The sequence below is a fragment of the Pseudomonas sivasensis genome (genome assembly GCF_052938085.1).
In genome coordinates this window covers 3,620,824-3,644,824 of record NZ_CP176442.1, presented here as the reverse complement: position 1 = coordinate 3,644,824, position 24,001 = coordinate 3,620,824, and the positions used below count along the sequence as shown (strand labels likewise).

The 24,001-nt window shown below is 59.4% G+C and carries 20 protein-coding genes; 7 read left to right on the top strand and 13 right to left on the bottom strand.

Translation table 11 applies throughout. The features are described 5' to 3' along the window. Positions 1-7 precede the first annotated feature (7 nt). Together zapE and ACKZ62_RS16930 are read left to right on the top strand one after the other, a co-directional pair. Positions 8-1,111, top strand: coding sequence for a cell division protein ZapE (gene zapE, locus ACKZ62_RS16935; RefSeq protein ID WP_099602907.1), 1,104 nt, complete (start codon positions 8-10; stop codon positions 1,109-1,111). 172 nt (positions 1,112-1,283) lie between these two features. After that, positions 1,284-1,775 carry a GNAT family N-acetyltransferase gene (locus tag ACKZ62_RS16930; RefSeq protein ID WP_095185912.1) on the top strand — a complete coding sequence of 164 codons (492 nt, stop codon included), beginning with the start codon at positions 1,284-1,286 and terminating at the stop codon, positions 1,773-1,775. Between the two features lie 100 nt (positions 1,776-1,875). On the opposite strand, the gene ACKZ62_RS16925 is transcribed toward ACKZ62_RS16930, so the two are convergent. The 4 genes from ACKZ62_RS16925 to ACKZ62_RS16910 all read right to left on the bottom strand — a co-directional run bounded on the left by ACKZ62_RS16925 (position 1,876) and on the right by ACKZ62_RS16910 (position 6,671). Then, positions 1,876-2,085, bottom strand: coding sequence for a hypothetical protein (locus ACKZ62_RS16925; protein WP_122753567.1), 210 nt, complete (start codon positions 2,083-2,085; stop codon positions 1,876-1,878). Between the two features lie 144 nt (positions 2,086-2,229). Beyond that, positions 2,230-4,458, bottom strand: a complete 2,229-nt coding sequence (locus ACKZ62_RS16920; RefSeq protein ID WP_447095555.1) for a TonB-dependent siderophore receptor — start codon at positions 4,456-4,458, stop codon at positions 2,230-2,232. Between the two features lie 114 nt (positions 4,459-4,572). After that, entirely contained in the window at positions 4,573-6,330 is a 1,758-nt protein-coding gene (locus ACKZ62_RS16915) for a phosphoethanolamine transferase CptA (RefSeq protein ID WP_032887059.1), read from the bottom strand. Positions 6,331-6,491: 161 nt separating this feature from the next. After that, positions 6,492-6,671 carry a DUF6026 family protein gene (locus ACKZ62_RS16910; RefSeq protein WP_256226376.1) on the bottom strand — a complete coding sequence of 60 codons (180 nt, stop codon included), beginning with the start codon at positions 6,669-6,671 and terminating at the stop codon, positions 6,492-6,494. 272 nt (positions 6,672-6,943) lie between these two features. Between ACKZ62_RS16910 and gnd the strand changes: the two genes are divergently transcribed. From gnd to ACKZ62_RS16895, 3 genes are read left to right on the top strand one after another with little or no spacing between them, the layout of a single operon-like run. After that, on the top strand, positions 6,944-7,927 hold the full coding sequence (gene gnd, locus ACKZ62_RS16905) for a phosphogluconate dehydrogenase (NAD(+)-dependent, decarboxylating) (RefSeq protein ID WP_032887058.1): 984 nt from the start codon (positions 6,944-6,946) through the stop codon (positions 7,925-7,927). Beyond that, positions 7,924-9,447: a glucose-6-phosphate dehydrogenase gene (gene zwf, locus ACKZ62_RS16900; RefSeq protein ID WP_032887056.1), complete on the top strand. Its 1,524-nt coding sequence runs from the start codon at positions 7,924-7,926 to the stop codon at positions 9,445-9,447. Before gnd ends, zwf begins: the two co-directional genes overlap by 4 nt. Further along, positions 9,444-10,268 (top strand): HAD family hydrolase, encoded by an 825-nt coding sequence (locus ACKZ62_RS16895; protein ID WP_447095554.1) that lies wholly within the window; start codon positions 9,444-9,446, stop codon positions 10,266-10,268. The genes zwf and ACKZ62_RS16895 overlap by 4 nt, the downstream gene beginning before the upstream one ends. Before the next feature lie 67 nt (positions 10,269-10,335). Here the strand turns inward: ACKZ62_RS16895 and ACKZ62_RS16890 are convergent, their stop codons facing one another. Next, a complete protein-coding gene (locus tag ACKZ62_RS16890) occupies positions 10,336-10,596 on the bottom strand; it encodes a hypothetical protein (RefSeq protein ID WP_032887053.1) in 261 nt (86 codons plus the stop codon). 357 nt (positions 10,597-10,953) lie between these two features. Here ACKZ62_RS16890 and ACKZ62_RS16885 point away from each other — a divergent pair, with 357 nt between their 5' ends. Then, positions 10,954-12,279, top strand: coding sequence for a sigma-54 dependent transcriptional regulator (locus ACKZ62_RS16885; protein WP_032887052.1), 1,326 nt, complete (start codon positions 10,954-10,956; stop codon positions 12,277-12,279). Positions 12,280-12,388: 109 nt separating this feature from the next. On the opposite strand, the gene ACKZ62_RS16880 is transcribed toward ACKZ62_RS16885, so the two are convergent. The 7 genes from ACKZ62_RS16880 to ACKZ62_RS16850 form a co-directional block, all read right to left on the bottom strand. Next, positions 12,389-13,696 carry a fibril amyloid transporter FapF gene (locus tag ACKZ62_RS16880; RefSeq protein WP_032887051.1) on the bottom strand — a complete coding sequence of 436 codons (1,308 nt, stop codon included), beginning with the start codon at positions 13,694-13,696 and terminating at the stop codon, positions 12,389-12,391. A gap of 49 nt (positions 13,697-13,745) precedes the next feature. After that, entirely contained in the window at positions 13,746-14,489 is a 744-nt protein-coding gene (locus ACKZ62_RS16875) for a fibril amyloid subunit FapE (RefSeq protein ID WP_095185906.1), read from the bottom strand. 38 nt (positions 14,490-14,527) lie between these two features. Beyond that, positions 14,528-15,208 (bottom strand): fibril amyloid maturation endopeptidase FapD, encoded by a 681-nt coding sequence (locus ACKZ62_RS16870; protein WP_122764295.1) that lies wholly within the window; start codon positions 15,206-15,208, stop codon positions 14,528-14,530. Between the two features lie 61 nt (positions 15,209-15,269). Further along, positions 15,270-16,010: an amyloid-like fimbrin subunit FapC gene (locus ACKZ62_RS16865; protein ID WP_447095553.1), complete on the bottom strand. Its 741-nt coding sequence runs from the start codon at positions 16,008-16,010 to the stop codon at positions 15,270-15,272. 67 nt (positions 16,011-16,077) lie between these two features. Then, complete coding sequence (locus ACKZ62_RS16860) at positions 16,078-16,626, bottom strand: fibril amyloid subunit FapB (protein ID WP_032887046.1); 549 nt, start codon at positions 16,624-16,626, stop codon at positions 16,078-16,080. Continuing rightward, on the bottom strand, positions 16,626-17,075 hold the full coding sequence (locus tag ACKZ62_RS16855; protein WP_032887045.1) for a fibril amyloid chaperone protein FapA: 450 nt from the start codon (positions 17,073-17,075) through the stop codon (positions 16,626-16,628). Before ACKZ62_RS16855 ends, ACKZ62_RS16860 begins: the two co-directional genes overlap by 1 nt. Before the next feature lie 327 nt (positions 17,076-17,402). After that, positions 17,403-18,398, bottom strand: a complete 996-nt coding sequence (locus tag ACKZ62_RS16850; RefSeq protein WP_447095552.1) for a FecR family protein — start codon at positions 18,396-18,398, stop codon at positions 17,403-17,405. A 141-nt stretch (positions 18,399-18,539) separates the two neighbouring features. Between ACKZ62_RS16850 and ACKZ62_RS16845 the strand changes: the two genes are divergently transcribed. Further along, on the top strand, positions 18,540-18,809 hold the full coding sequence (locus ACKZ62_RS16845; protein WP_016979404.1) for a PepSY domain-containing protein: 270 nt from the start codon (positions 18,540-18,542) through the stop codon (positions 18,807-18,809). 21 nt (positions 18,810-18,830) lie between these two features. Here ACKZ62_RS16845 and ACKZ62_RS16840 read toward each other — a convergent pair whose 3' ends face one another. Further along, on the bottom strand, positions 18,831-23,996 hold the full coding sequence (locus ACKZ62_RS16840) for a dermonecrotic toxin domain-containing protein (RefSeq protein WP_447095551.1): 5,166 nt from the start codon (positions 23,994-23,996) through the stop codon (positions 18,831-18,833). Positions 23,997-24,001 lie beyond the last annotated feature (5 nt).

Sequence of the window (24,001 nt, the reverse complement as noted above, 5' to 3'; positions counted from 1 at the left end):
TGCGTGCATGACTTTCGACTCGCCTCTCGCTGCCTATCAACACGCCATCGCCCAACAGGGCTTCGTCTCTGACGATGCCCAGCGGCGGGCGGTGGATGCCCTGCAAGCCTGCCATGAGGCTCTGCACCAAGGGCGTGCACCGGTCACCGGTGTCTACCTGTGGGGGCCGGTGGGTCGGGGCAAAACCTGGTTGATGGACCAGTTCTACCAGAGCCTGCGAGTGCCGGCGCGGCGTCAGCACTTTCATCACTTCATGGGGTGGGTGCATCAGCGTTCATTCGAGCTTACTGGCACCGCCGACCCGTTGCAGGCCCTGGCGCGAGAGCTGAGCAGGGCGGTGCGCGTACTCTGCTTTGACGAGTTGTTCGTCAATGACATCGGGGACGCGATTATCCTGGGGCGGTTGTTCCAGGTGATGTTCGAGGAAGGTGTGGTGATGGTCTGTACCTCCAACCAGCCTCCCGACCAACTGTATGCCGATGGCTTCAACCGCGAACGGTTTTTGCCGGGTATCGCAGCGATCAAGCAGCATATGCGGGTGGTGGCGGTGGACGGCGGTGAAGACCATCGTTTGCATCCAGGTGTCGGCATGCAGCGTTATTGGGTGAATCAGCCCGAGGCGCTTGCGGCTGTCTTCACGCAATTGGCAGAAGGGCAGGTGGTGAGCCACGAGCCGGTCGTTGTCGGTCACCGTAGCATCGTGACGGTGCGGTCCAGTGACAGCGTGCTCTGGTGTCGTTATGCCGACCTGTGCGAACAACCCCTGGCCGCTATGGACTTCATGCTGCTGTGTGATCGCTTCAAGGCGATTTTACTTGGCGAGGTGCCTGACCTGAGTGCGCAGCAGCGCCCGGGCCGGATTGCCCGAGGCACCGAAGACGGCGCCCAGCGGGTGGTGGCGGGTGATCGCGAATTGCCGCAGTTGTCGGTGCACGACGACAGCGTGCGTCGGTTCATCGCCCTGGTGGATGAGTGCTACGACCGCAAGGTGCCCCTGTTCATCGAGGCCCGAGTGCCGCTGGAGCGCCTCTATACCCAGGGCTACCTGGAGTTTCCCTTCCGCCGCACCCTGAGCCGGCTGCAGGAGATGCAATTGCAGCGTTTCGGCTAAGGCGTGTAGGGCAACCTCCTAAATCTGCCGCCAGCGCTTTTTCGTCGGCATGAACCTCGCGCTTTCTGGCAGATATTTGTAGTTTTTCTCCTTCATCTACCGCCGACTCCACGCTTACAATCGAGCCCCTCAAAGGGAGCCGATTCCCTTGTTGTCGTGATCGAGGAAGGCAATGGAAACTCCAGATATCCTGGTGCTGCAAGCCAGCTACACCAACCCCGTGCACGCTGAAGCCATAGGCCGCGTGCTCAACCACTACGCACAAGACCCCATGGGCGGAAGCCATAGCCTGCCCGCTGACCTTCTAGAGCAACTGCCGGCCGAATTGGCCAAGCGCCCCCATGCCTTCAGTGTGCTGGCGTTCGTCGGTGGCGTGCCGGCGGGGCTGGTGAATTGTTTTGAAGGGTTCTCCACCTTTGCCTGCCGTCCACTGGTCAACATTCATGACGTGGTGGTGATGAATGAGTTCCGCGGCTTGGGCCTGAGTCAGAAAATGCTGCAAAAGGTCGAGGAAATTGCCCGCCAGCGCGGTTGCTGCAAGATCACCCTGGAGGTGCTTGAGGGTAATGCTATTGCTCAGTCGGCGTACCGAAAGTTTGGCTTTGATGATTCAAAGTTTGATCCGGCTCATGGCCGTATGCTGTTCTGGAACAAGCCGCTTTAATAAATAACAGGCAAAAAAAGGGCGCCATTAAATGGCGCCCAATAAACCTTTGCCAACGGAGCGGAATGGCCCAGGGTGTTGCGGATTAACTAAACATTAATTAACTCTTCGGTTGTTCCTGATTGGTGGTGCTGGTCTTGGAAGACGTGTCGTCGGCGGATGCTGTTTGCTCGTTAGTGCCGTGAACCTTCTGCTGCATGAAGGTGAAGTTGTTGTAGTACTCCTTCGCGCGCTCCGAGCCATCTTCTGCAAAAGCGGCGGCGGAGGCTACGGTCATCAGGCTGGCAAGCATCAAAGTCGAGAGTTTCATCGGGGTATTCTCATTAAGTGTGATCGGTTATCCGTTCTGTCCTTGAGCAGATTCATGGGGCGATTTTGCAGCGATCTTATTAAGTGGGAATTAACTCGAGAAACGTCCGAAGTTAACAATTTCGTTAACTTCGGGTTGTGCGCTTTAAAGTCTCCAGTCCAAGGCCAACGTAATGGCGCGCGGGTCACCCCAGTACACGCCGTTATAGAAGCCGACACGCTCGTAATATTTTTTATCAAACAGGTTGTTGACGTTAAGCGACGCTGAAATATGGTCGTCGAATTGATAGCGGGACATGAGGTTAACCACGGTGTAGGCCTGCTGCGTGATTTTTGCCCGGGTGGTGATTGGGTCGCCATCGGTATCGCGCGCCCCGGTCGGTCGATTGCTGAAATCATAGAAATCGCTTTGCCAGTTCACGGCGCCGCCGACGGTGAGGTTGCGCCATGTACCCGGCAGGCGGTAAGCGCTGGATACTTTCAGCAGGTTCAGCGGCTGACCCGTGTTATTGCGGTTGCCCGAACCGTTGACCGAATGGGTGTAGGTGTAGCCTGCCGTGAGGTTCCAGTCAGGCATCACTTCCCCGGACGCTTCCAGTTCGAAGCCGTTCACTTTGTTGCCTTTGCCGCCTGACTTGTAATATTCCTCGCCGGTCCTTGGGTTGCGTGGCACCGAGTAATCGCGCTCGGCAACGTTGTCCTGGGTACTCCAGAAATACGCCGCCGCCAGGTTCAGGCGCTCTTGCAGCACACTCCCCTTGATGCCCACTTCGTAGTTGCTGCCCACTACAGGCTCAAGGAATTTCTTGTTGGCATCCTTGAGGCTTTGGGGTTTGAAAATATCGGTGTAGCTGGCGTAGACGGTGTACTCCGGTGTTATGTCGTAAAGCAGCCCGGCATAGGGCGTCCACATGTCGTTGTGGGTCTGGCTGGTTTTGCCGGCGGCGGTCAGTTGGTCGTTGTCGTCGTATCGGGGGGCCGCGCTTTTCAGTTCCCAACTGCCATAGCGGCTGCCCAGTACCGCATGCAGGCGGTCGGTGAGACTCAGTCGCGTAGCCAGGTAGCCGGCCTTCTGTTCCTTGCTGCTGTGTTCGCCTTTGAGGCCGGTGACGGTGTCGCCGAACTTAGCGATCCCGCCCATGTATTTCCAGTCTTCAATGCTGTAGTAGCCGGCTGGGATGTTCTCGCGCATAAACGGCGAACTGTCCCGTTGCGCGGCCTCGCCGTAGCCCATCATCAAGGCGTGTTCGCGGCCCAGCAACTGATAGCTGCCGGCCAGGTTGAGGTCGATGGCTTCCATCCGCGAGGTGCCGCGCATGTGGCTCGCCCAGGCGGTCATGCCGCTGCGGTCGTCGTTGGGGAAACCCGAGCCGCCGTAGTAGACCTTGCCATCTGTGTCGCTCTGGCGATGGGTGTAGGCGGCTTTGATATGCCAATCGCCACCCAGTCGATGTTCGAGGGTCGCGAAAGTGGTCTTGTCCGTCAGCGGCCAGGAACTCCAGTGCGCGGCCATGTTGGTAGAGCGCGACAGCCCGGCCTTGCCGCCCTGGCTGTTCCAGTACGGCACGGTGCCCCAGGAAGTGCCCTGGACTTGTTTGTTCTGGTAATCAAAACCTACGGCCAGCACGGTGTCGTCTGACAGATCGCCTTCGAGAATGCCGTAGCCGACCTCCCGCTGTAGCTCATAGTTGTCACGGAAGGATTGGCTGTCGCGATAGGCCAGCACGGTACGCCCGCGCAACTTGCCGTCGAACGCCAGCGGGCCGCCCACGTCCACGTAGCTGTAATAGTTGTCATGGCTGCCCGCGCTTACGCCGGTTTTCGCCTGCCACTGGGCGGTGGGGCGCTTGCGCACCATGTTGATAGTGGCTGAAGGGTCGCCCGCTCCGGTGGTCAGGCCCGTGGCGCCGCGCACCACTTCGATGTGGTCGTAGATGATGGTGTCAGCGTCGGACTTCATGTAGCCGAAGGTGTTGAGCATCCCATCAATCTGGAAATTGGTGATGCCATAGCCGCGAGAGGAGTAGGACACGCGGTCTGAGTCGTTGTGCTGCACGTTGATACCCGTGGTCTGGCGCAGCACGTCGGTCAAGGTATTGAGATTGAAATCGTCCATCTGCTGGCGCGTGATCACCGAAATCGACTGCGGGGTTTCTTTCACGGACAGGTTGAGGCGGGTGGCGGTGCTCATCGAACCGGTGGTGTAGGCACCGGTGTGCTCAGTGGTCGCGCCCAGGCCTTCGGCGGTGATGCGGGTGGCGCCGAGTTCGAGTTGGGTCTGTTCGGGGTCGGTTTCAGCCAGCAGGTCCGGGCTCAGCGCGGCGCTGCACAGGCCGAGCGTGAGGGTCATGGAACGGGTAATTGGCGCGAACATCGCGTGAGACTCCTTGTCGTCTTTGCGGCCACCCCGGAAAGGGAAGGCCTTGGCTCAAAGACGAAAGGAGGAGCGGAACTTTAGGGTTAAACGAGAATGATTGTTATCTTTCTGTTACGAACCTGGCGCTTCCTGAAGCACCACATCGGTCGGGCCAACCTTCTTCGGCTTGATCAGGCTGAAGTCGATCAGGGCCTTCTGCTGGCGCAAGTACGGGTTGCCGATCAGTTGCGGACGTGCTTTGAAACTGTCGCTCACCAGGCTTTTGCTGCGGTCGATTTCATCGGAGCTCAGCCCGGCCAGGTCGGCCCAGGTGTGGATCAACTGCGAGCTGGTGTAAGGGCGTTGCAGATCGCCGGCGAAACTCCAGTCATGGCTCTCACGCCATTTCGGCGAGGCATAGGCCATGAAGGGAATGGTGTACATCGGCGCAGTCGGTTTGCCTTCGTTACGTCCCAGTGTGGCGTGGCCGGCGGAGTCGAATACGTCTTCACCGTGGTCGGACAGGTATAGCAGGAAGCCGTTTGGATCGGTCTTGGCGTAATCCTTGATCAGGCTCGACACCACGAAGTCGTTATACAGCACGGCATTGTCGTAGCTGTTGTAGGTGGGCAATTGATCATCGCTGATGCCTGCCGGTACGCCTTGGCGATCGGTGAATTTGTCGAACGTCGGCGGGTAGCGGTACTGGTAGCTCATGTGAGTGCCGAGCAGGTGCACCACAATGAACTTGCGCTCCGCCGGATCGGCCAGGGCCTTGGAGAATGGCGCGAGGACGTCACCGTCGTATTGGCGTGCGTTCTGGTTGCGGTTGTTGTTCAGGTACACCTGTTCGTCGGCCTGTTCGGAAAAGGTCGTGAGCATGGTGTTGCGCTTGGTCATGGTCTGCTGGTTGGTGATCCAGTAAGTCTTGTAGCCGGCCTGTTTCATCACGCTGACAATCGACGGGGTTTTCAGGTACAGGTCCGGGTTCTCTTCATCGGCGAACGTCAGCACCTGTTGCAGCGCTTCGATGGTGTAGGGGCGCGGGGTGATGACGTTGTCGAACACCGCCAGTTGGTCGCGCAGCTTGTCCAGTTCCGGCGTGGTGTTGCGCGGGTAACCGTAGAGGCTCATGCGCTGGCGGTTGGTTGATTCGCCGATGACCAGCACCAGGGTCGAGGGCTGGCCGGCCATGGTGTCCTTGAGATTGGTCAAGGGCGCAATCTGGCTGGCGCTGTCGAGCATGCCTTGCATGTTGTCGAGTTGTTCGGTGTAGCGGCGATAGGCGACGATCATCTGCCAAGGCACTGCAGGCTCGATGCGCGATTCAAAGCGGTCGATGGCGTCGTCCAGGGTGTCGCTGCGGGCAATTTGCTTGACCAGCGGGTATCCGACAATGGCCACCAGGATCGCCGTTGCCGCCACCAGGGCTTGGCCGCGCGGCAGGTACACCGGTCGCACACGGGTCCACAGGAAAACCGCGACGGCGGTGTGGGCAATAAAGGCCAGCACGATCCACCAAGCGAAGTATTGGGTGGCGTATTCACCGGCTTCAGAGATGTTCGACTCGAACATGATGAAGATGACGCTTTGGGAAAACTCCTGCTGGTAAATGAAGAAGTAACCCAGGCTTGCCATGGAGCAGGCCCACAGCACCACGCCAATCAGGGCGGCGAGCAAGCGCGTACGGCGTGGGAAAACGAGCAGGGGGGCGAGCCACAGTGCGCTCATGAAGAACGCTTGGCGAAAACCACTGAAGCCGGACGTGCCGCTGAGCTGGATCAGCAGTTGTGTGATGCCGGAGAAGTACCAGAAAAACAGGAATAGCCAGCCAAGACCGGCCCAATCAAAGCCTTTCGCAGACTTAGTGCTGCGTTCGAACATCGCCATCCAGCGCTCCAACCCGGTAGTTTTTCAATCACGCGCAGGGCTGCGCGCAATAGAGGCCACCCTTGCATTGGGGTGGCCCTTGTGGGCGGGAGTATCGGGAAGTGCGTGTGAAAACTTTGTGAGATTTGTGTAGCCGTTATCTTACAAAGTCATGACAGGGCTCAGCAGAGCGCAGGTTGCGCGCCGTAAGGCTGATCCAGCTGGGCTTGAATGATATGAGCACGCAGGCGCATGACCTCCTGCTGCAACTGCTCGCGTTCGTCTTTCAACTGGCGCAGTTCATCGCGACGGAGCGTGACGTAGAGGGTCTGGGGAGGACGGGTCATCTGTGCAGTGCTCATTGCTTACCTCGCAAATAGCCGGTGTGTCGCGGTGTGCCAGAACGCTTGAGTCGAGGTTCTCGGCAACAGTCGGAAGCAATTCTGAATTCTTTTTCAGCGCAATGGAACTTTTTTATTTTTGGTGGTCCTGTGACTTTTGGTGCTGTGATGCTGAAACGATGGCAACTTTTTTGTCATGAAACTACATCGATCTGCCCCTGACTAACCCTCATTAGCCTCATTGCGCTATAAACTATGTCACACATTTATTTAGTAGTTAGGAGCATCAGCACATGCAACTGGGGATTATCGGACTAGGCCGCATGGGCGGGAATATTGCACGGCGCCTGATGCTCAATGGGCATACCACCGTTGTTTTCGACCGTAACGAAGCATTTGTCAAAGGCTTGAGCGAGGAGGGCGCCACTGGCGTTGCCGACTTGAAAGCCCTGGTTGCCGGGCTGCAAAAGCCTCGCGCCGTGTGGGTGATGTTGCCAGCAGGCGACCCCACTGAAAACACCATCAATGAACTCAGTGAGCTGCTCGAAGACGGTGACGTGATCATCGACGGCGGCAACACCAACTATAAGGATGACGTTCGTCGCGGCAAGGCGTTGGCGCAAAAGGGCCTGCACTACGTTGATGTCGGCACCTCTGGCGGCGTCTGGGGCCTGGAGCGCGGCTACTGCATGATGATCGGTGGCGATACCGAGACCGTGCAACGCCTCGACCCTATCTTCGCCGCACTGGCACCGGGCCTGGGCAATATCCCGCGCACCAAGGACCGTTCCGCCTCCGCAGACCCGCGCGCCGAGCAGGGTTATATCCACGCCGGTCCTGCGGGTTCCGGGCATTTCGTCAAGATGATCCACAACGGCATCGAGTACGGAATGATGCAGGCCTTCGCCGAAGGTTTTGACATCCTCAAGACCAAGAACTCGGACAACCTGCCGGAAGACCAGCGTTTCGACCTCAACGTTGCCGATATCGCTGAAGTCTGGCGCCGTGGCAGTGTGGTTTCGTCCTGGTTGCTGGACCTGACCGCCGACGCCCTGGCCACCGACCCGAAACTTGAAGGCTACTCGGGTTCCGTCGCCGACAGTGGCGAAGGCCGCTGGACCATCGAAGCCGCTATGGAACAAGCCGTGCCGGTACCGGTGCTGTCCACCTCGTTGTTCGCGCGGTTCCGCTCGCGCCAGCAGAGCACCTACGGTGACAAGATGCTGTCTGCCATGCGCTTCGGCTTTGGTGGTCATGTGGAGACTTCCAAAAAATGACCGCTAACGGCAAGAAACCCAAGGCCGAACCCGCACCTCCAACCACGCTGTTTCTGTTTGGCGCCCATGGCGATCTGGTCAAGCGCCTGCTCATGCCGGCGCTGTACAACCTCAGTCGTGATGGCCTGTTGGGCGATGGGCTGCGCATTGTGGGCGTTGATCACAACGCCATCAGTGATGCCGACTTCGCCAAGAAACTCGAGGATTTCATTCGCACCGAGGCTGCCAGCAAGGTCAAGGGCAATGGCGAGAACGCTTTGGACCCGGACTTGTGGGCGCAGTTGGCCAAAGGCATTAGCTACGTCGAGGGTGATTTCCTCGACGACAGCACCTACGCCGACATCGGCAAGAAAATCGCCGACAGCGGCACCGGCAACGCTGTGTTCTACCTGGCCACTGCGCCCCGCTTCTTCAGTGAAGTGGTGCAGCGCCTGGGCAGTGCCGGATTGTTGACGGAGACTGATGACAGCTTCCGGCGTGTGGTGATCGAAAAGCCGTTCGGCTCCGACCTCGCCACCGCCGAAGCGCTGAACGCCAGCTTGCTCAAGGTGATGAGCGAGAAGCAGATCTACCGCATTGACCATTATCTGGGTAAGGAAACCGTACAGAACATCCTGATCAGCCGTTTCTCCAACGTGCTGTTCGAGGCGTTCTGGAACAACCATTACATTGATCATGTGCAAATCACCGCCGCCGAAACCGTTGGTGTGGAAACCCGGGGTAATTTCTTCGAAAAAACCGGCACCCTGCGGGACATGGTGCCGAACCACCTGTTCCAGTTGTTGGCGATGGTGGCCATGGAGCCGCCCGCCGCATTTGGTGCCGACGCTGTGCGCGGTGAAAAGGCCAAGGTGATTGGCGCGGTACGGCCGTGGTCCCTGGAAGATGCGCGGGCCAACTCGGTGCGTGGGCAGTACACCGCTGGCGAAATCGGCGGCAAGTCGTTGCCGGGCTACCGGGAAGAAGCCAACGTCGCGCCCGACAGCAGCACCGAGACGTTCGTTGCCCTCAAGGTGATGATCGACAACTGGCGCTGGGTCGGCGTGCCGTTCTACCTCCGTACCGGTAAGCGCATGAGCGTGCGCGACACCGAAATCGTGATCTGCTTTAAACCGGCGCCTTATGCGCAGTTCCGCGATACCGAGGTTGATGAGCTCAAGCCCACCTACCTGAAAATCCAGATCCAGCCCAACGAAGGCATGTGGTTTGACCTGCTCGCTAAAAAGCCAGGGCCGACCCTCGATATGGCCAACATTCAGTTGGGCTTTGCCTACAAGGACTTCTTCGAGATGCAACCGTCGACCGGGTACGAAACCCTGATCTACGACTGCATGACCGGCGATCAGACCTTGTTCCAGCGGGCCGACAATATCGAGAACGGCTGGCGTGCCGTGCAGCCATTTCTCGATGCGTGGAAGGAAGACGATGGAATCCAGGCTTACAAGGCCGGTGAAGACGGTCCTGCTGCTGCAGATGCGTTGCTGGCCCGCGATGGTCGCACTTGGCACACCCTGGGATGAGTGATGCCGCGATTCATCCCATCCGTTTCATCCTCAGCGACGTGGACGGCACGTTGCTGCACCCAGATCACCGTCTGAGCCAGCGTACGGTCGATGCGGTCAGTGCGTTGCGCGAGGCGGGGGTGTTTTTCAGCCTCGCCAGCGGGCGACCGCCCAAAGCCATGCTGCACCTGATCGAGACGTTCGGGATCGATGTGCCGGTAGCCGGTTTTAACGGCGGCACCTTGATCAACCCGGACGGCAGCATCCTGGTTGCCCACCATCTGCCGGCGGAGGCGGCGCTGGTCGCACTGGCGATGTTCTCGGCCGAGCCGGACGTGGAACCATGGGTATTTGCCGACGGTGATTGGCTGCGCCGTGGCCCGCCAGGCCCGATGGAACCGCGCGAAGCCCATGGGCTGGGGTATGGGCCAGTGGTGGTGGAGAGTTTCGAGCCGTACCTGGATCGGATCGACAAGATCGTCGCCGCCAGCAACAACGCGCAGTTGTTGGTGGAACTGGAGGCGCGTTTACAGCCCAAGGTGCAAGGCCTGGCGCAGGTATCGCGTTCGCAACCGATTTATCTGGATGTGACGGCCATGCTGGCCAATAAAGGCGAGGCCTTGAAGACCCTGGCGGCGCACCTTGGGGTCCCGCTGGAGCAGACGGCGGCCATCGGCGATGGGGGAAATGACCCGGCGATGTTTCAGGTAGCCGGATTATCGATTGCCATGGGGCAGGCGGAAGAAACCGTCAAGCGCCAGGCCAATGTGGTCACCGGTAGTAATATTGATGACGGTGCTGCAGAGGCAATCGAGCGGTTTATTCTCGCCGCGCAATAAACGTTTTAAGTTCAGTTGCCCAACTTCCGATCAGTGTCTTGCAGTGATCGGAAGTTGGTGCAGCAACTTACTTAGGCATGGCCCAGGACTGCAACTGGTAGCCATCTTTGTCGAGTTCGGCACGGGCCTGCAACAGCAGGTCTTCCAATTGCGCCGGGTCGCTGTAGGTGTTCGATGACAGTTGTTTGCTGCCAATACGGGTATTGGTGCGGTCGATGACGCTCAGGCTCAAGGCGCCGTTGCCATCGTGCCAGGCCACGCACTGAAAGGGCTGAAAAGCACGGTCTGCGATCAAAAGAGCTTCGTTGATGCGGAGCGGGGCGTTCATGTGGGTCTCTCTCTAAATGCCCATTCAAGTGAGTACCGGCGGTTGGGCTGACCGTGCGGCGGGTTACTTGTACTGATGCACGATGACGGGGTACGGGTCACATGTTAGAGCAACAAATTTTAACTTTTCCTGATGACTGTCATGTAAGCGGCTGTTTTGAAAGCTGAATGAAAGTTTTAGCCGTGCCCAACTTTTTTTGATGGGCGCGACAGTGGGTGGCTTTTTGCCCGCACTTATAGCGAAACGGTACAAGGCCCGCGTCAAGATTTTGCTAGTGTTAGCGCTGAGCGCCACAAACCGTTGTTTCTAAATAACTTTACCTCCAGCAATCAACAATTTTGGCGCCAAGGAATAGTCATGGTTGTTACACCTGCGCAACGCCGCTTGCTCGTGGTCGATCCCTGTGATGACTGCCATGGGCTATTGCCCGGTTTGCGCACGGCAGGTTGGGAGGTGGACAGCTGTGCTTTGGAGGCGGTGGGCGACCGGTCGTGTGACTTGGGTTTGCTGCGGTTGCAGCCCTATCACCTGGAGCGACCGGAAGCAGTCAAGGAATTGATTGGCCGCAGCGGCACCGAGTGGATCGCTGTGCTCAGCCAGGATGTGCTGCGTTTGCAGAATGTCGGTGATTTTGTCTGCGAGTGGTTCTTCGACTTCCATACCCTGCCGTTTGACGTCGCGCGCGTGCAGGTCACCCTCGGCCGGGCCTTTGGCATGGCGCGCTTGCGCGGCAAGGGCAATACACCTGTAAATGAGCCGGAGCACGAACTGCTCGGCGACAGTCGGCCGATTCGCGAACTTCGCAAGCTATTGGCCAAGCTCGCACCCACCGAGTCCCCGGTTTTGATCCGTGGTGACAGTGGCACCGGTAAAGAACTGGTGGCCAAGACCCTGCATCGCCAATCCCAACGCCACGCCAAGCCCTTTGTCGCGATCAACTGCGGCGCGATTCCTGAACACCTCATCCAATCCGAACTGTTCGGCCATGAGAAGGGCGCCTTCACCGGCGCCCATCAGCGCAAGGTCGGGCGCATCGAAGCGGCCCATGGCGGCACGCTGTTCCTTGATGAAATCGGCGATTTACCCATGGAACTGCAAGCCAATCTGCTGCGGTTTCTCCAGGAGAAACAGGTTGAGCGCGTCGGCGGTAGCCAGCCTATCCCCGTGGATGTGCGGGTACTGGCGGCAACTCACGTCGACCTCGAAGCCGCTGTGGCCAAGGGGGCTTTTCGTGAGGACTTGTACTACCGACTCAATGTGCTGCAAGTGGTCACTGCGCCGCTGCGCGAGCGTCACGGCGACGTAGCGATGCTGGCCAACCACTTCTCACGCTTCTACAGCCAGGAAACCGGCCGCCGTCCGCGCAGTTTCAGCGAAGACGCGCTGGTGGCGATGGGGCAACACCCGTGGCCGGGCAATGTGCGCGAGTTGGCCAACCGCGTGCGTCGTGGCCTGGTACTCGCCGAAGGGCGGCAGATCGAGGCTATTGATCTGGGATTGATCAGCGAACAGGCAATTTCGCCACCCCTGTCTACACTGGAAGACTACAAACACCGCGCCGAACGCCAGGCGCTGTGCGATGTGCTCAACCGGCACAGCGATAACTTGAGTGTCGCTGCCCGCGTCCTGGGAATTTCCCGGCCAACGTTCTATCGGTTGCTGCACAAACACCAGATCCGCTAGGGCGGGTAAACCGAAAAGCCCCGCAACGACCCTTATCGTTGCGGGGCTTTTCCTTTTATTACGTTATCGGAGCAAGCTCCTTCGCCTCAGGAATACGCCGTCGGATCAGTTAAAAGTAATACGGAAACTTCAGGCTAAACGTAAAGTCCGGCGCATCATCCGTCATCCCAATCGCCAGGTTCGGCACGATCGTCAAATTATCCGATGCCGCGATCGTCATCCCCACGTTGAAGTACCCGGCGTTCGCATCACTGGACACCACCGACTGCCAGTCGCCGCCATTAGGCTTGAGCCGACTCTTGCGCTGCACCAGGTCCGACACCGAGAACGACATACTCATCTTCTCGTTGAGGGCAAAGGCCACACCAACGCCAAACTGGAAGCTGTCGCCCAGGCTGACCTTGCCGCCGACCTTCTGGTTGACGTCACTGCTGATGTCGTCGAACGAACCCTCGAAGTTGTGGGTGTACGACAGCGAGCCAAACAACACCGCCGGGTCGAAGGTCTTGACCAGGGAAATCCCCGGCGTGACCGACCAGACCCCGTTACCCGTAGGCAGGCTTTCCGGCACGAACAGGTTGTCGTTGCCGGGTGTGTTGACCAGTTTGATACCAAACGGTTCTTTACCCGTAGGCGCCTTGACCCGCACCGACACCACGGCGTCCGGCAGATTGGGCGTTTCGTCGAGGAATTTGTACGCCACACCAAAGTTGACGTCGCCGATGGTCGGGTCGCGCGTGACCGAGGCTTCCGACGTCGCCGTGCCGTTGTTGCCGGCGCCGGCGGACTGGTAGGTGGAGTCGCGGTACACCACGGGCACGTTCACGTCGAACTGCCAGCGATTATCGAAGTTGTAGCGCCCGGTCAGGTCTAGGGTCCAGTTATCGGACTTGATCCGGTCCAGGTTGATATTGCCGAGGAAAATCGAGTCCAGCGCCAGGAAGCCGTTGAGGGTCAACTGGCGAGCATCGTAACGGGCATAGGTAATGCCGGTTTCAAAGCTGAACTTGCCATTCCCGAAAAAGCCGCTGGCTTCGTTATAGAGGTTACTCACACTTTGCGCAGGGGCCGAGTCGTCCTTGAGGGACTGGCCGTAGGAACTCCCGCCACCACCACCGGCGCCGCCGGATGCTGCTGCGGCGCCCGTGCCTGCGACCGTTGCACCACTGGCTTTCTGAAAGTCTGCCGGCGATTTGGCCAGGCGCTTGGGCGCCGGTGCCGACGGTTGATCTTCGACCTGTCGTACCCGTTGTTCCAGTACCGCCAAAGCTTTTTGCTGAACGTCATACCGCTGCTTGAGTTCTAGAAGTTCCTGTTTGAGCGTTTCTATATCGGCGTCTGGCGCGGCATACAGAACGGATGCAGGCAAGAGCGTACTTAAACAGACCACCGCATGAAGCGATAACGATCGATGCATGAAATAAGCCGTCCTTTTCTAATGCGTAAGTGTCGAGGGTCAGCGTAGTTCAATAACCGAGGGTGCGTAGGCCTTTGAGTTGGTCCAAGTTGCAGTTCAGCGCACCGTTGTTCAAACCGTTGTTATTCATCACGACGTTGAGCTGGGTCATGTTGTTGACGAAGTTGGTGTTGCCGGTCAAAACCGTACCTTGCAGCACAGTACCGCCGCCGATCTGCTGCAAACTGTTGCCCTGGTTATGGTTGGCCTGGATCGCCATCTGCAAGCCGCCATTGTTGGCCGACACACTGACTCGACCTGCTGCGCTGTCCCCGGTAACGGTACCGCCGGCGACCAGTACTTGCCCCGATTGCACTGCGTTGGAAGGCGCGAAGCCGTTCTCGACGGTAATGCCTACGTTGTTATAGGCGGTGTTGCCATCGCCAGCGGTTCGCACGCTCTGGGTCACGCCTTGGCCACTGCCCAGCCCGGCGCCGCCTGTGACTGTGCCGGTGCCGGTGTTCGGGTTGGTCCCGTTGCCGGTCGAGCCGGTGGTCTGTACGTAGAATTGTGGGGTGATGGTCGACGAGTCGACCTGCATGCTGGCCTTGCCGGTGATGGTGTCACCCACGGCGTTGGTCCACGTGCTGCTCATGACAATGCCGAAGCTAATGATGCGCCCCGGCATGACGTAGCGGCCGCGCAGGTCGGCCATTTCCGAATCCTTGAGTTCGATCGGTTTGAACCCCGATGAAGCATAAGCGGGCATTGAGGCTGCCAGACACATGACCGTCAGCCAACGGGAAGTGTTCATCTTCTGCTCCTGGAGCGTCCTGCCCCTTATTGCGCTTCTTAGAAGAAGTCGCTCTGGATAAAACCGAAGTCCATCAGCTCGGCATCGCCTACGGGCCTGAACTCATTCAACTGGTTCTTGGCGGTCAGCGGAGTAGGCGGGTCGAGCAAGGCATTGGCCTTGTCGTAACCTTCACCCAGCACAGCGAAGACGATGCCATTCCAGCCCTTGAGGAAGTCGTCACGCGAATAGCGCTTGTGGCCCAATACCGGGTCGCCGATATAGACCCAGTCCTTGTCGGCGCGCTGCATCACCACGAAGTGCTTGTAGCCACGAATTTCCAACAGCACCACCACAGGGATCTTCACGGTGACCAGGGTCTCTGGTCCGATCTTGTAGCCCCGGGCACGCATGCCGATGCTTTCGAGGTAGCGCTTCATGTCCAGCATGGAAAAGCCCTGGGTACGTACCAGGTCCTGGTCTGCATTGACCAACATGCCTTTGATGACGTGATCTTCGTCCACGTCCAGCCAGTAACCCTGGCGCAGAATGGTGGCGAGTGCCGCAGCACCGCAGCTGAAATCGGTTTTCTGTTCCACCAGGTTGGCGAACCGGCGCTCACGAATACTCTCGACCTTCTTGTAGATCACTGCACCGCCAGGCAGGGCGGAGATCGCCATGTTGCCTGCCCACGTTGGGCCGGTGAGTAACATCAGGAGGGTGAGGGTCGCGACGCGCATGATCGTGTGACCTGCTGGACACTGGAATAAAAAAGGGCCTTGTTGCCAAGGCCCCGTTGGATCAGAAGCGCACGCCGCTGGCGCAGACGGTGCAACCTTGACCGATCGACAGGCTGTTGCTGCCTTGGTTGCCGCCGCCGGATTGCAGGTTCACACCCACGTTGCCGGAGTTGCGGTTAACCGAGTTGTCGAGGCTGGAGTTGTTGGACACGTATTGAGCCTTGCCATGGCCATACCCGTAGCTGGTAGCGGCAGTGTTCAGGTAGCTGTTGGCGAGGGAGTTTTGCTCGGTGTTGGCGGCCGCTGCGATGTTTTTGCCATCAGCAGTGGTGATTGCCAGGTTGTTTTTACCCTGGTTGCCTTGACCGGCCTGGCCGTTGTAACCCAGGTTGCCGGAGTTACCGTTAAGGGAGTTATCCGCAGAGGCGTTGTTCTGGGTGCCTTTGTTGACGAAGTTGTTCAGCGCGCTGTTTTGATTGACATCGACGACAGCGAATACTGTTGCAAAGTCACCCTTGGCGCTGGAGATGGCGCCGGAGTTGTCCCCCTGGTTACCGCTGCCCGACTGAACGTTAACACCGGTGTTGCCGCTGTTGCCGTTTACCGAGTTATCGGCAGAGGCATTGTTTTCGGTTTTGGTGTCGTCGAACTTGTTGCCTACGCTGTTTTGTACATCGGTAACCACGGACGCAACCACACCAGTTGGTTGAGGCGCAGGGTGCCAGCCACCTGCCTGAGCAGCAGCAGCCATGAGTGCGGCGAGAGCGAAAACCATTGGTTTCAGAGCCATTTGAGGTTTCATGGTGTTTATCCTTGCTTCTAATTAGTTGGTTAAGTGTTGGTACGGTCTAACGAGTACTACCAAGCGTTTACTTGATAGTGATGCCTAGGGTGTTAGCCACTCGGTTCCCCACCCCGGCACTCTGGTTCACCTGAATCACTCCTCGGCTGCCTGTGAAGGCCTGGTCGCTGGTAGCGACCTGGCGGCTGCCAGTGGTGGGGGTGAGCCCTGAGTCGGTCAACTGCGTCGAGTTCTGTTGCAACAGGACGCTGTCATCAATGCTTTGCGGGCCAGGGTTGATGCTGATCCGCACGGCATTGACTGATTGGTTATTGGCCCCGGCCGACTGGTTGATACCCAGCACACCGTTGCCGTTGGTAAAAGAGGTGCCATGAATCGCCGCTTTGGCGTTCAGGGACGGGTCGACGCTGCCGTTCTGGCGCTGGATGTTGACGTTGGTGGCCTGGCCACCGAGCGCAATGGCACGGCTGTTGGACATTTGTTGCTGGTTGCCGGCCGCCTGGTTGATCGACACGACACCTTCGTATTGTTGGCCGCTGTTGTTGATCACCGCGGTGTTGTCGGCGAAGACCGGAGCGGCGGCCAGCAGGGCGAGAACGAGCAGGGAGCGGTTCATTACTTGCCCCCCATCATGCTGCCGATGTTGTTCAGCGGCGCCATGCCGCGCTGGATCGAGTCGCTGATCTGTCCACCCATGCTGCTGCCCGCACCGTGGCCGGCGGCAGAGCCGGCCCCCAGGGTGGACATGCTGTTTTGCGTGGCATGCAGGCCGGTCAAGGTGTTGTTCGTCGGAATCGCGCCGACGATGCTGGAGCCGCTGCTGATGCCGCCGATATCCATATCACTGAGCTCGCCGGTTGCACCGATGATGTCGCGGCTGGGATTGGCGTTGGCCGTGGTGGGGTAGGGGTCTTTACCGAAGGCGGCGCGACCGTACATGTGAGCCTGTACGTTGCGCCCTGTCACGATCACGCCATCGCCTGCAAAGCTTGGAACACTGATGCCGACGCTGAGTACACAGCTGATCAGCAGTACGTTCATCGGACCTTGAGTGAGTGTGATCACGGCGGCATTCCCTATTCTTCGCGCTGACCCTAAACAGCGCTGTAAGGGATAGAGCAGAAGCCGTGCCGCTTTTTATTTAGTGTTTATTTTCAATAGGTTGGAATGAATCGAGGGCAAAGTGATGTCAGTGCTGTTTCATGGCTGATACACCTGCGGTCACGGCACGCGCACGCGGCCGTACCACAAACGATTCACCCTGTTGTATCACCGCTGTAACACCGCCCATGACAAATCGATGAATCCGCACAGTACGGGCGCTTCAGAGGCGCCGTGTGTTTCAAAAATGGACACTGCGGGCGCAAAGAGGCCCGGGGATGTGGATCAGGCTCAGCCTTTGGGGGATTGACGCGGAATGGAGTTGAGCACGGGGTTGCCATCCTGGTTCTGGGTCAGGTAGACCGGCAGCACCTTGGGCAGGGAGGGGATGAGGTTATTGACTTCATTGATGTTGTAGATCCCGCCAATGCGAATCGCCCCGGTGCTGGCATCTGCGAGCATCACCGGTTTGTTCAGGTAGCGGTTGATCAGCGGCAACGCGTCGACCAGGGCCAGGTTGTCGAGGATCAGCTTGCCCTGGCGCCAGGCCAGCGCGCTGTCGTTGGGGCTGATCGTGGCGACACGCGGTGTGGCGTCGCCCAGTTGATAGCTGGCCTGCATCCCGGGGGTAAGCGGCACGCTGCCGTGGATCCGGTCGCTGGAAATCTGGACTGCGCCTTCAAGCAGCATGACCCGCACCTGATCGCCGTATTTCCACACATTGAATTGCGTGCCCGTCACCTGCACCTGGCCTTCGCCGGCACGCACGACGAACGGATGCTCACGGTCGTGGCTGACTTTGAAAAACGCTTCGCCCTTTTTCAGCGTGACCCGACGTTGGTCCTTGTAGTTGCTGTAGACCAGTTCAGTGCCGAGGTTCAGCTCCACTTGACTGCCATCCCCCAACGTCACCTGGCGCAAACCATCGGCGGCTTCAAAGCGCTCGTAGGCATTGGGCAGCCAGCCCGCTTCCCAACCGGTAAAGGCCGCCACCGGTAAGGCTGCCAGGCATATGGCTGCCGCGGCGGCGTAGGTACGTAGCCGACTGCGCGGTTTGAACGGCACCACCAAGGCGGTGGGTTCGTGGCGGGGCAGATGGTCGGCGACGTCCCAGATTTCCAGCATCGCGGCGTATTCGAAGGCGTGCAGCGGGTCGCAATCGTGCCATTGGGCAAAAGCCTTACGTTCACCGGGGGTGCAATCACTTGCATGCATACGCATGCACCAATGCGCAGCGGCGTCGGTGATGGCGTCATATTCGGCTTCTGAAAGGGACTTTTCGCTCATTAACTCATCCTGATTTCCCACATTCTAACCCCCAGGGTGCATCGCGAGAACATCCATCATGGCGATTGCACATCAATTGGAACTTATTCTCGTTTGGAGGCACCTAAAAAATTCAGGACATTCCTACAATGGAGAACGAAAATGCTGAAGAAAACCTTAGTCGCCCTGTGTGCAACCACCGCGCTGCTCAGCGCCGGCGCCGCGCTGGCCGATAAACCGGGTGCGGGCTGGATCACCATCGAGAAGGCCATCGAAGTGGCCAAGACCAAGGCAGGCTATGTCGAGGTCTACGCCGCTGAAGCCGACGACAACGGTTATTGGGAAGTCAAAGGGCGCAAGTCCGACGGCACCGTTTATGAAGCACGTATCGACGGCGCTTCGGGCAATATCCTGCGCGACCAGAAAGACTGATCTACCCCGCCGGGAGCCTGCTCAGGCTCCCGCATCCAGACTGCGCCCCAGCTCGCTGATCATGCAGGTCACCGAGTCGGCGTTGGCCAGAATCGTGTCGATACGCTTGTCGCTGTTGCTCATGAACACCGATCGCGCCTCCTCCAGTGTGCGGGCGCCGGTGGTGCTCAGGACTTTATCGCGCAACGGCGCGGTCAAGCGGCGGCTGCCGAAATCCTCCGATTGCTGGGAAAACGCATCCCAGGTTCTGAACAGCATGCTGGCAGGGGTGGAGATCGACAGTGCGTTATCCCGCAGGTTATCCAGGTCGGTTTTCATCAGCGTGGCGCCGTTGATGGCAACGTTGATGAGGTCCGGGAAGGGCCGCATGCTGTCCAAGTAAGCCAGGTCTTCGGTCAGGGATTTGATGTGGGTGATCTCGTGTATCAGCACCGTGGCGCGCGCATGGGCGCAGATGTTGAACGGCGTGGTCAGGCGGTTCTGATAGATGTCCATGGGCGGGTCGAAGAAGCGGTCCAGCAGGTAGATCTTGTGGTCGGCATCGTCGGGCACGACGAAGGCAAAGGAATCGTGGGGGCTGTACCGATGGGTGCCGCTGACAAACCGCATCGAGTCGGGCCCGATCAGGGTGTGATTGATCAGCTCATCAAGCACCTCGTCAATGCGCCGCTCGACCCTTCGCACTTGTTCGGGCGCCAGCGAGACAACGCCGAAAAATTCACTGAAAAAACGCCCCAGGCGGCTGCTCGGTTCACGAAGCGTGGCGAAGTGCAGCAAGTTGCGCTTGCAGGTCACCGCATAGTAAGTCGCCACATTTAGCGCTTCATCAATGCACTGGGCCTTCCAACTGGATAGCGCGGCGATCTCGCGCATGCCCACGGCTTCAATGTTGATGGCGTCCCGTTCGGCCAGGCGTGTGCTCATTTTGCCGGCGTAGCGGCTTATGGTTTTGCCGTAGCGTGGGTGATGGCGGTCAAGGTCCAGCGTCCACTGGCCGTGGGCGTTGCGCTGTACATAGGGGCCCAGCCGCTCGCCCTTGCTCAGGCGCCAGCGTTCGCCGGCGCGTTTTACCGGATAGACTTTTCCCGCCAGCGGCAGGAAATTGCGCGAGGTGGTGTCATCCCGGTACACCTGGTTGGCTGAGCTGAATGACAAGTCGCCGAGGGCGTCATCGTGGTGTTCAAAACTGCGCAACTGCGTGCGTTCGGGCGCGGTTATTGCCAACTCGTCCAGGTTGGCGGCTGCGGGGGCAGGCGCTTGCAGCCACCGCTCCACTGAGGGCTGCTCTGCAGGTGGCGGCGTCTGTTGCAGGGGCCTGTCCAGCGCTTTGCGCAACGAGGCCAATTCAGCCACGCCGAGGGCGAAGGTTTTCAGTGCGTGCCTCCAGCGGTGCGCCTGCAGGTTTTCGGCGGAGTCTTTGAACAGTTGATAGCTGCGCCACACCACCAGCGGATAGGCCAGTTTGCCGGCCAGGAACTGGAGGCCGTTGGGGATTTCCTGAGTGAGCAGGCAAGTGATCGCATCCCAATGGGTCTTGCCCGACGGGGCAAACTGCGCGCCTAGCATCTGCAGCAGCATCTGCACGTTGTCCTCAAACAGTTGCTTGAGCAGGTTGCCGCCCATGGGCGTTGCGCCGAGGGTGATTTCTGCCAGTCCGACGTGCCAGCCCTTGTCCAGCAGGTTGCGATATGTGGCGCGCTGCGCCCCCTCCAGTTGCCCCACGATCCAGTCCTGCAGTGCGCCGGGGTTGGTGAACTCACTGAGCAGTGCCGCTTCGCTGGCGAATTCCTTCAGCAAATGCTGGGGGCTGAAGGGCGCGTACAGCACCAGCGGCCCGGACGCGCCGGCCTGCGGACCTATCAGGTAGCAACCCAGCGCCCTGGCGCTTGCTGCGCCTTCGGTGGCGATCAACTCCAAGTGGCGGACGGTGGCCGAGCTGCCACTCACGCTGGCACGCGCCACTGCATCGGGCATGTCAAACACTTGCTGGATGAGGCTCCAGGCGTTGGCAGACAGTCGCTCATTGAGCATCTGCTCATGGGCGTATTGCAGGAGTTGCCAGGGTAACTGCCGGCAAAACAGGGTTCGCCGCGCGCGCGCGTCTTCGCTTGGTTGCTTGAGGTGGGTGATAAGCCGTTGCTGGTAGATGCCTTTCAAGTCCAGTTGGCGCACCAGTTGCACGACGGCATCGCCGTCCAGCGCCGCCGGTAACGGCGTGGCGGTGCGCGAGCTTGGCCGGATGCGCTCGGCATGCAGGTCCGGCAAGTGCCGCAGGGCGAAATCGGTGAGGGTCTGCGTGTGGCCGTCCAGGTCAATACGGCAGGGAATCAGGATGTTATCGGGGTTGAGCGCTTGTTGGGCAAAGCGAGCATCGAGCAGGCTCGTCAGCGTGTTAGCGACCTGCTCGCGCAGGGGCGTAATGCTGTGCAGATAGTCACGCTCCTGCGGCGCGCTGAGGCGGTACTGCTCAAGCAGTTCGGCGTGCAGTATCTGTTCATCCGGCGACGCCATGCCCAGCCAGACCGGCAGTGACTGCTGGTGGATCATCGCGTGCGCCATGGCAATCGCCCTGGGCAGGTTGGACGGTGGCGCGCGGCGGATCAAAGCGTCCATGCAATCCTGGAAGCGCTGCACGCCGGGTTTCATTGCCAGCAGATGGTCAATCTCGTCGCGCAGCCAGGCGCTGTAGGAGCGTTGGCGGTTATCCAGCAGATGATCGTCAATGCGTTGCAGCGGGCCCAAGCGGTAGGTCTGGTGGGGCATGCGGCTGGATACCGGCAGGTTTTCGAGCAAGGGCCAGCAGACCAGCGGATCTTGCAAGCGTTGCCCCAGCACCTCACCCAGCGCCTGGATGGATGCAAACGCCTCAAACCCAGAGCGCGGGGTCCACAGCAGGGCCGCGCCGGAGTGATCGGGGTCCAGGCCTCCGCGTTCGGTCAGTACAAAACAGTTGGCCAGGGGCTGGGGCAGGGCGGCTGCGTCACTGCAGAGACTCAGGGCGTATGCGTCCGGCAGGAAGCCGTTGAGCCCGTGACGGCTGGCGCGGCTGCGCAGGCTGTCGGCGTTGAGCACGCAGTCGAGCAGCGCCAGTTGCTGCGGCGACAAACTTTTGTATAACCGGCTCATCTCGGCCTCGCCGCTCAACCCCTGCAACAGGCCGTGGCTTAGATGGGCCTGGTTGTTGTCCAGCAGCAGGTGCGGCAGTTCGCGCAGCTCGTGCTGGGCGAAGGTGCTCATCACCTGCTCGATGATGGCATTGAAGCTATCGATGCTCAGGTTGTGCAGTTGCCGGGCGACGCCTTCACTGCGAAGGCCGTAGAACCAGGTCAGGGCCAAGGGCGTAAGTGCTTCGGCCTGACCGGTCACCCGCGCGATAAAGTGCGCGACCATGCTCGAAGACGCCACGGGCAAGCGCTCCTCACGTTCCTGAGCCGGGGTGGCATAGGTATTGATGCAGACATCGTCGGCGTAGAGCGCCAGCTGTCTTTTCGCCAGCTCCAGGTCCAACGCATGGGCCGCCAGCACGCCCAAGGTCGGATGTTTGCTGCGCCCCATAGCCATGGCGGTCTCAACGGCTTGCAGGCGCTGGAGATGACGTTTGGCGGTTTCCGCCAGCACGGTGCTGGGGTGCCCATTGCCGCTGGACACGGGGTGTACCGACCAGCGCCCGCCGGCGTCCTGCACCAGCAGACGGCTATCGAGCAGGGTGCGCACGTCCAGCGCATGGTCGAGCAGCGCGGCGAGGTCGATGTCGCTGGCGCTGCGGCGGTACACGCCGAGGGCATGCTCAAGGTTGTCGAACTGCTTGGCGACGATGTCTTCGAGCATGTCCTGGAAGACATCGCCCTGCATCGGTTGCCCGCTGACTTGAACGTGATCCATGCCGATATACACGCTGCGTTCATCCAGCGAGAGAAAGTTGAGCAGCTCATCCTGATGGCCGGCGGCCTTGAGCATCGCCAGCAGCGTGTCGTTGAGGTCGTTCAGATCCTTGAGCACTTGCAGACCGCGGGACTGGGTGTAGAGGTAGGTGTGGGCCTTGCTGATCATCAACGTGCTGGCGAGGTCGACGTAATGTTGATAGGGCGCGTGAATACGCACCTTTTCTATGCGCAAATCATCCGCGGGCGCTGTGCTCGCGGCCGAGTCCAGCAGGAACGCGGCGCGCAGTTGCTGGCTCTCTGGGGTGGAGACAATCGCGTTTTGGCGTTTGAGCAACAGATCGGCGCGAAATTTTTCGCGCATCACCCGCGCACAAAACGTCAGGCGCGACTGGCCCGTGGTGACGTCTTCGTTCCAGTAGGTCTGTAGCAGGCTTTTCAGTAACGAGGAAAGAATGCCGCTGGTTTGTTCGATCACACTGTCCCAGCGCTGCTGGTCGAGGGCGCGTTGGTCCGCGGTCAAGGCGCTGCTGTCGTAGCCGATATTGACGAACGAATGAGTTTGATCCTGGGGCCAGGCTTGTTTGGCATAAAACTGCAGCAGTGCATCGCGCAACGGTAGTGAGGCCAGCCAACGACGGTCTTTTTGCTGCGAGGCGCGGCTGAAAAAATCCACCCGCGTGTCGGCCTGTTTCAACTTAGGAAAGAAGGAACGGGCCATGATGCCGAGCAGGCTATCAAGCATCCCGTGCAGGCTCGGCAGCTTGCGCAGCTCATTGAGTAGGGCAGCTACGTTCTGCTGCTGGCTGGCCATAATGGCGTCCTCCTGATCCTGCATCACCGCGCCCTGGATGATGGCGGTGGTGATTGTTACCGGCGCGTCTACCGGCAGCGCGTCACGTTCAGCGATGGATATAAAGCACAGCAGGTCATCTCGCTGCGTTGGCAACTGCAAGCGCTCGTGCACCGCAGCAAGCAGCACGGCGCGGCTGTCGAACAGCTCCAGCCCGCCGTAGGGGGTATAGAGCACGGCTTTATTGTCGTCCGGTGTCGGACTCATTAGGAACGCGCCAGTCAGGGTCAGCGCGGGTTTGCCAGGACGGTTGATCAGCAGTCGCTCCACCTGCATGGGGTGCGTGTGCAGGGCCGCATCCTGGCGGGCTGCATCCGTGGCGTAGTAAAGCGTATGCAGCCACTCCAGATCCTTGACGGTAAATCCCAACGCCCGCTCCCGTGGCGTCGGCTGTTTACGCCCGGCAGGCAGCAGGAATTCGTCGAAAAAGTACGGAGGGGAAAGCGTCGTCATGGTGC

What these genes read in the sequence shown, in the direction of transcription:
- zapE (WP_099602907.1), top strand. Translation starts at nt 8, where the DNA reads ATGACTTTCGACTCGCCTCTCGCTGCCTATCAACACGCCATCGCCCAA.
- ACKZ62_RS16930 (WP_095185912.1), top strand. Translation starts at nt 1,284, where the DNA reads ATGGAAACTCCAGATATCCTGGTGCTGCAAGCCAGCTACACCAACCCC.
- ACKZ62_RS16925 (WP_122753567.1), bottom strand. Translation starts at nt 2,085, where the DNA reads ATGAAACTCTCGACTTTGATGCTTGCCAGCCTGATGACCGTAGCCTCC.
- ACKZ62_RS16920 (WP_447095555.1), bottom strand. Translation starts at nt 4,458, where the DNA reads ATGTTCGCGCCAATTACCCGTTCCATGACCCTCACGCTCGGCCTGTGC.
- ACKZ62_RS16915 (WP_032887059.1), bottom strand. Translation starts at nt 6,330, where the DNA reads ATGGCGATGTTCGAACGCAGCACTAAGTCTGCGAAAGGCTTTGATTGG.
- ACKZ62_RS16910 (WP_256226376.1), bottom strand. Translation starts at nt 6,671, where the DNA reads ATGAGCACTGCACAGATGACCCGTCCTCCCCAGACCCTCTACGTCACG.
- gnd (WP_032887058.1), top strand. Translation starts at nt 6,944, where the DNA reads ATGCAACTGGGGATTATCGGACTAGGCCGCATGGGCGGGAATATTGCA.
- zwf (WP_032887056.1), top strand. Translation starts at nt 7,924, where the DNA reads ATGACCGCTAACGGCAAGAAACCCAAGGCCGAACCCGCACCTCCAACC.
- ACKZ62_RS16895 (WP_447095554.1), top strand. Translation starts at nt 9,444, where the DNA reads ATGAGTGATGCCGCGATTCATCCCATCCGTTTCATCCTCAGCGACGTG.
- ACKZ62_RS16890 (WP_032887053.1), bottom strand. Translation starts at nt 10,596, where the DNA reads ATGAACGCCCCGCTCCGCATCAACGAAGCTCTTTTGATCGCAGACCGT.
- ACKZ62_RS16885 (WP_032887052.1), top strand. Translation starts at nt 10,954, where the DNA reads ATGGTTGTTACACCTGCGCAACGCCGCTTGCTCGTGGTCGATCCCTGT.
- ACKZ62_RS16880 (WP_032887051.1), bottom strand. Translation starts at nt 13,696, where the DNA reads ATGCATCGATCGTTATCGCTTCATGCGGTGGTCTGTTTAAGTACGCTC.
- ACKZ62_RS16875 (WP_095185906.1), bottom strand. Translation starts at nt 14,489, where the DNA reads ATGAACACTTCCCGTTGGCTGACGGTCATGTGTCTGGCAGCCTCAATG.
- ACKZ62_RS16870 (WP_122764295.1), bottom strand. Translation starts at nt 15,208, where the DNA reads ATGCGCGTCGCGACCCTCACCCTCCTGATGTTACTCACCGGCCCAACG.
- ACKZ62_RS16865 (WP_447095553.1), bottom strand. Translation starts at nt 16,010, where the DNA reads ATGAAACCTCAAATGGCTCTGAAACCAATGGTTTTCGCTCTCGCCGCA.
- ACKZ62_RS16860 (WP_032887046.1), bottom strand. Translation starts at nt 16,626, where the DNA reads ATGAACCGCTCCCTGCTCGTTCTCGCCCTGCTGGCCGCCGCTCCGGTC.
- ACKZ62_RS16850 (WP_447095552.1), bottom strand. Translation starts at nt 18,398, where the DNA reads ATGAGCGAAAAGTCCCTTTCAGAAGCCGAATATGACGCCATCACCGAC.
- ACKZ62_RS16845 (WP_016979404.1), top strand. Translation starts at nt 18,540, where the DNA reads ATGCTGAAGAAAACCTTAGTCGCCCTGTGTGCAACCACCGCGCTGCTC.
- ACKZ62_RS16840 (WP_447095551.1), bottom strand. Translation starts at nt 23,996, where the DNA reads ATGACGACGCTTTCCCCTCCGTACTTTTTCGACGAATTCCTGCTGCCT.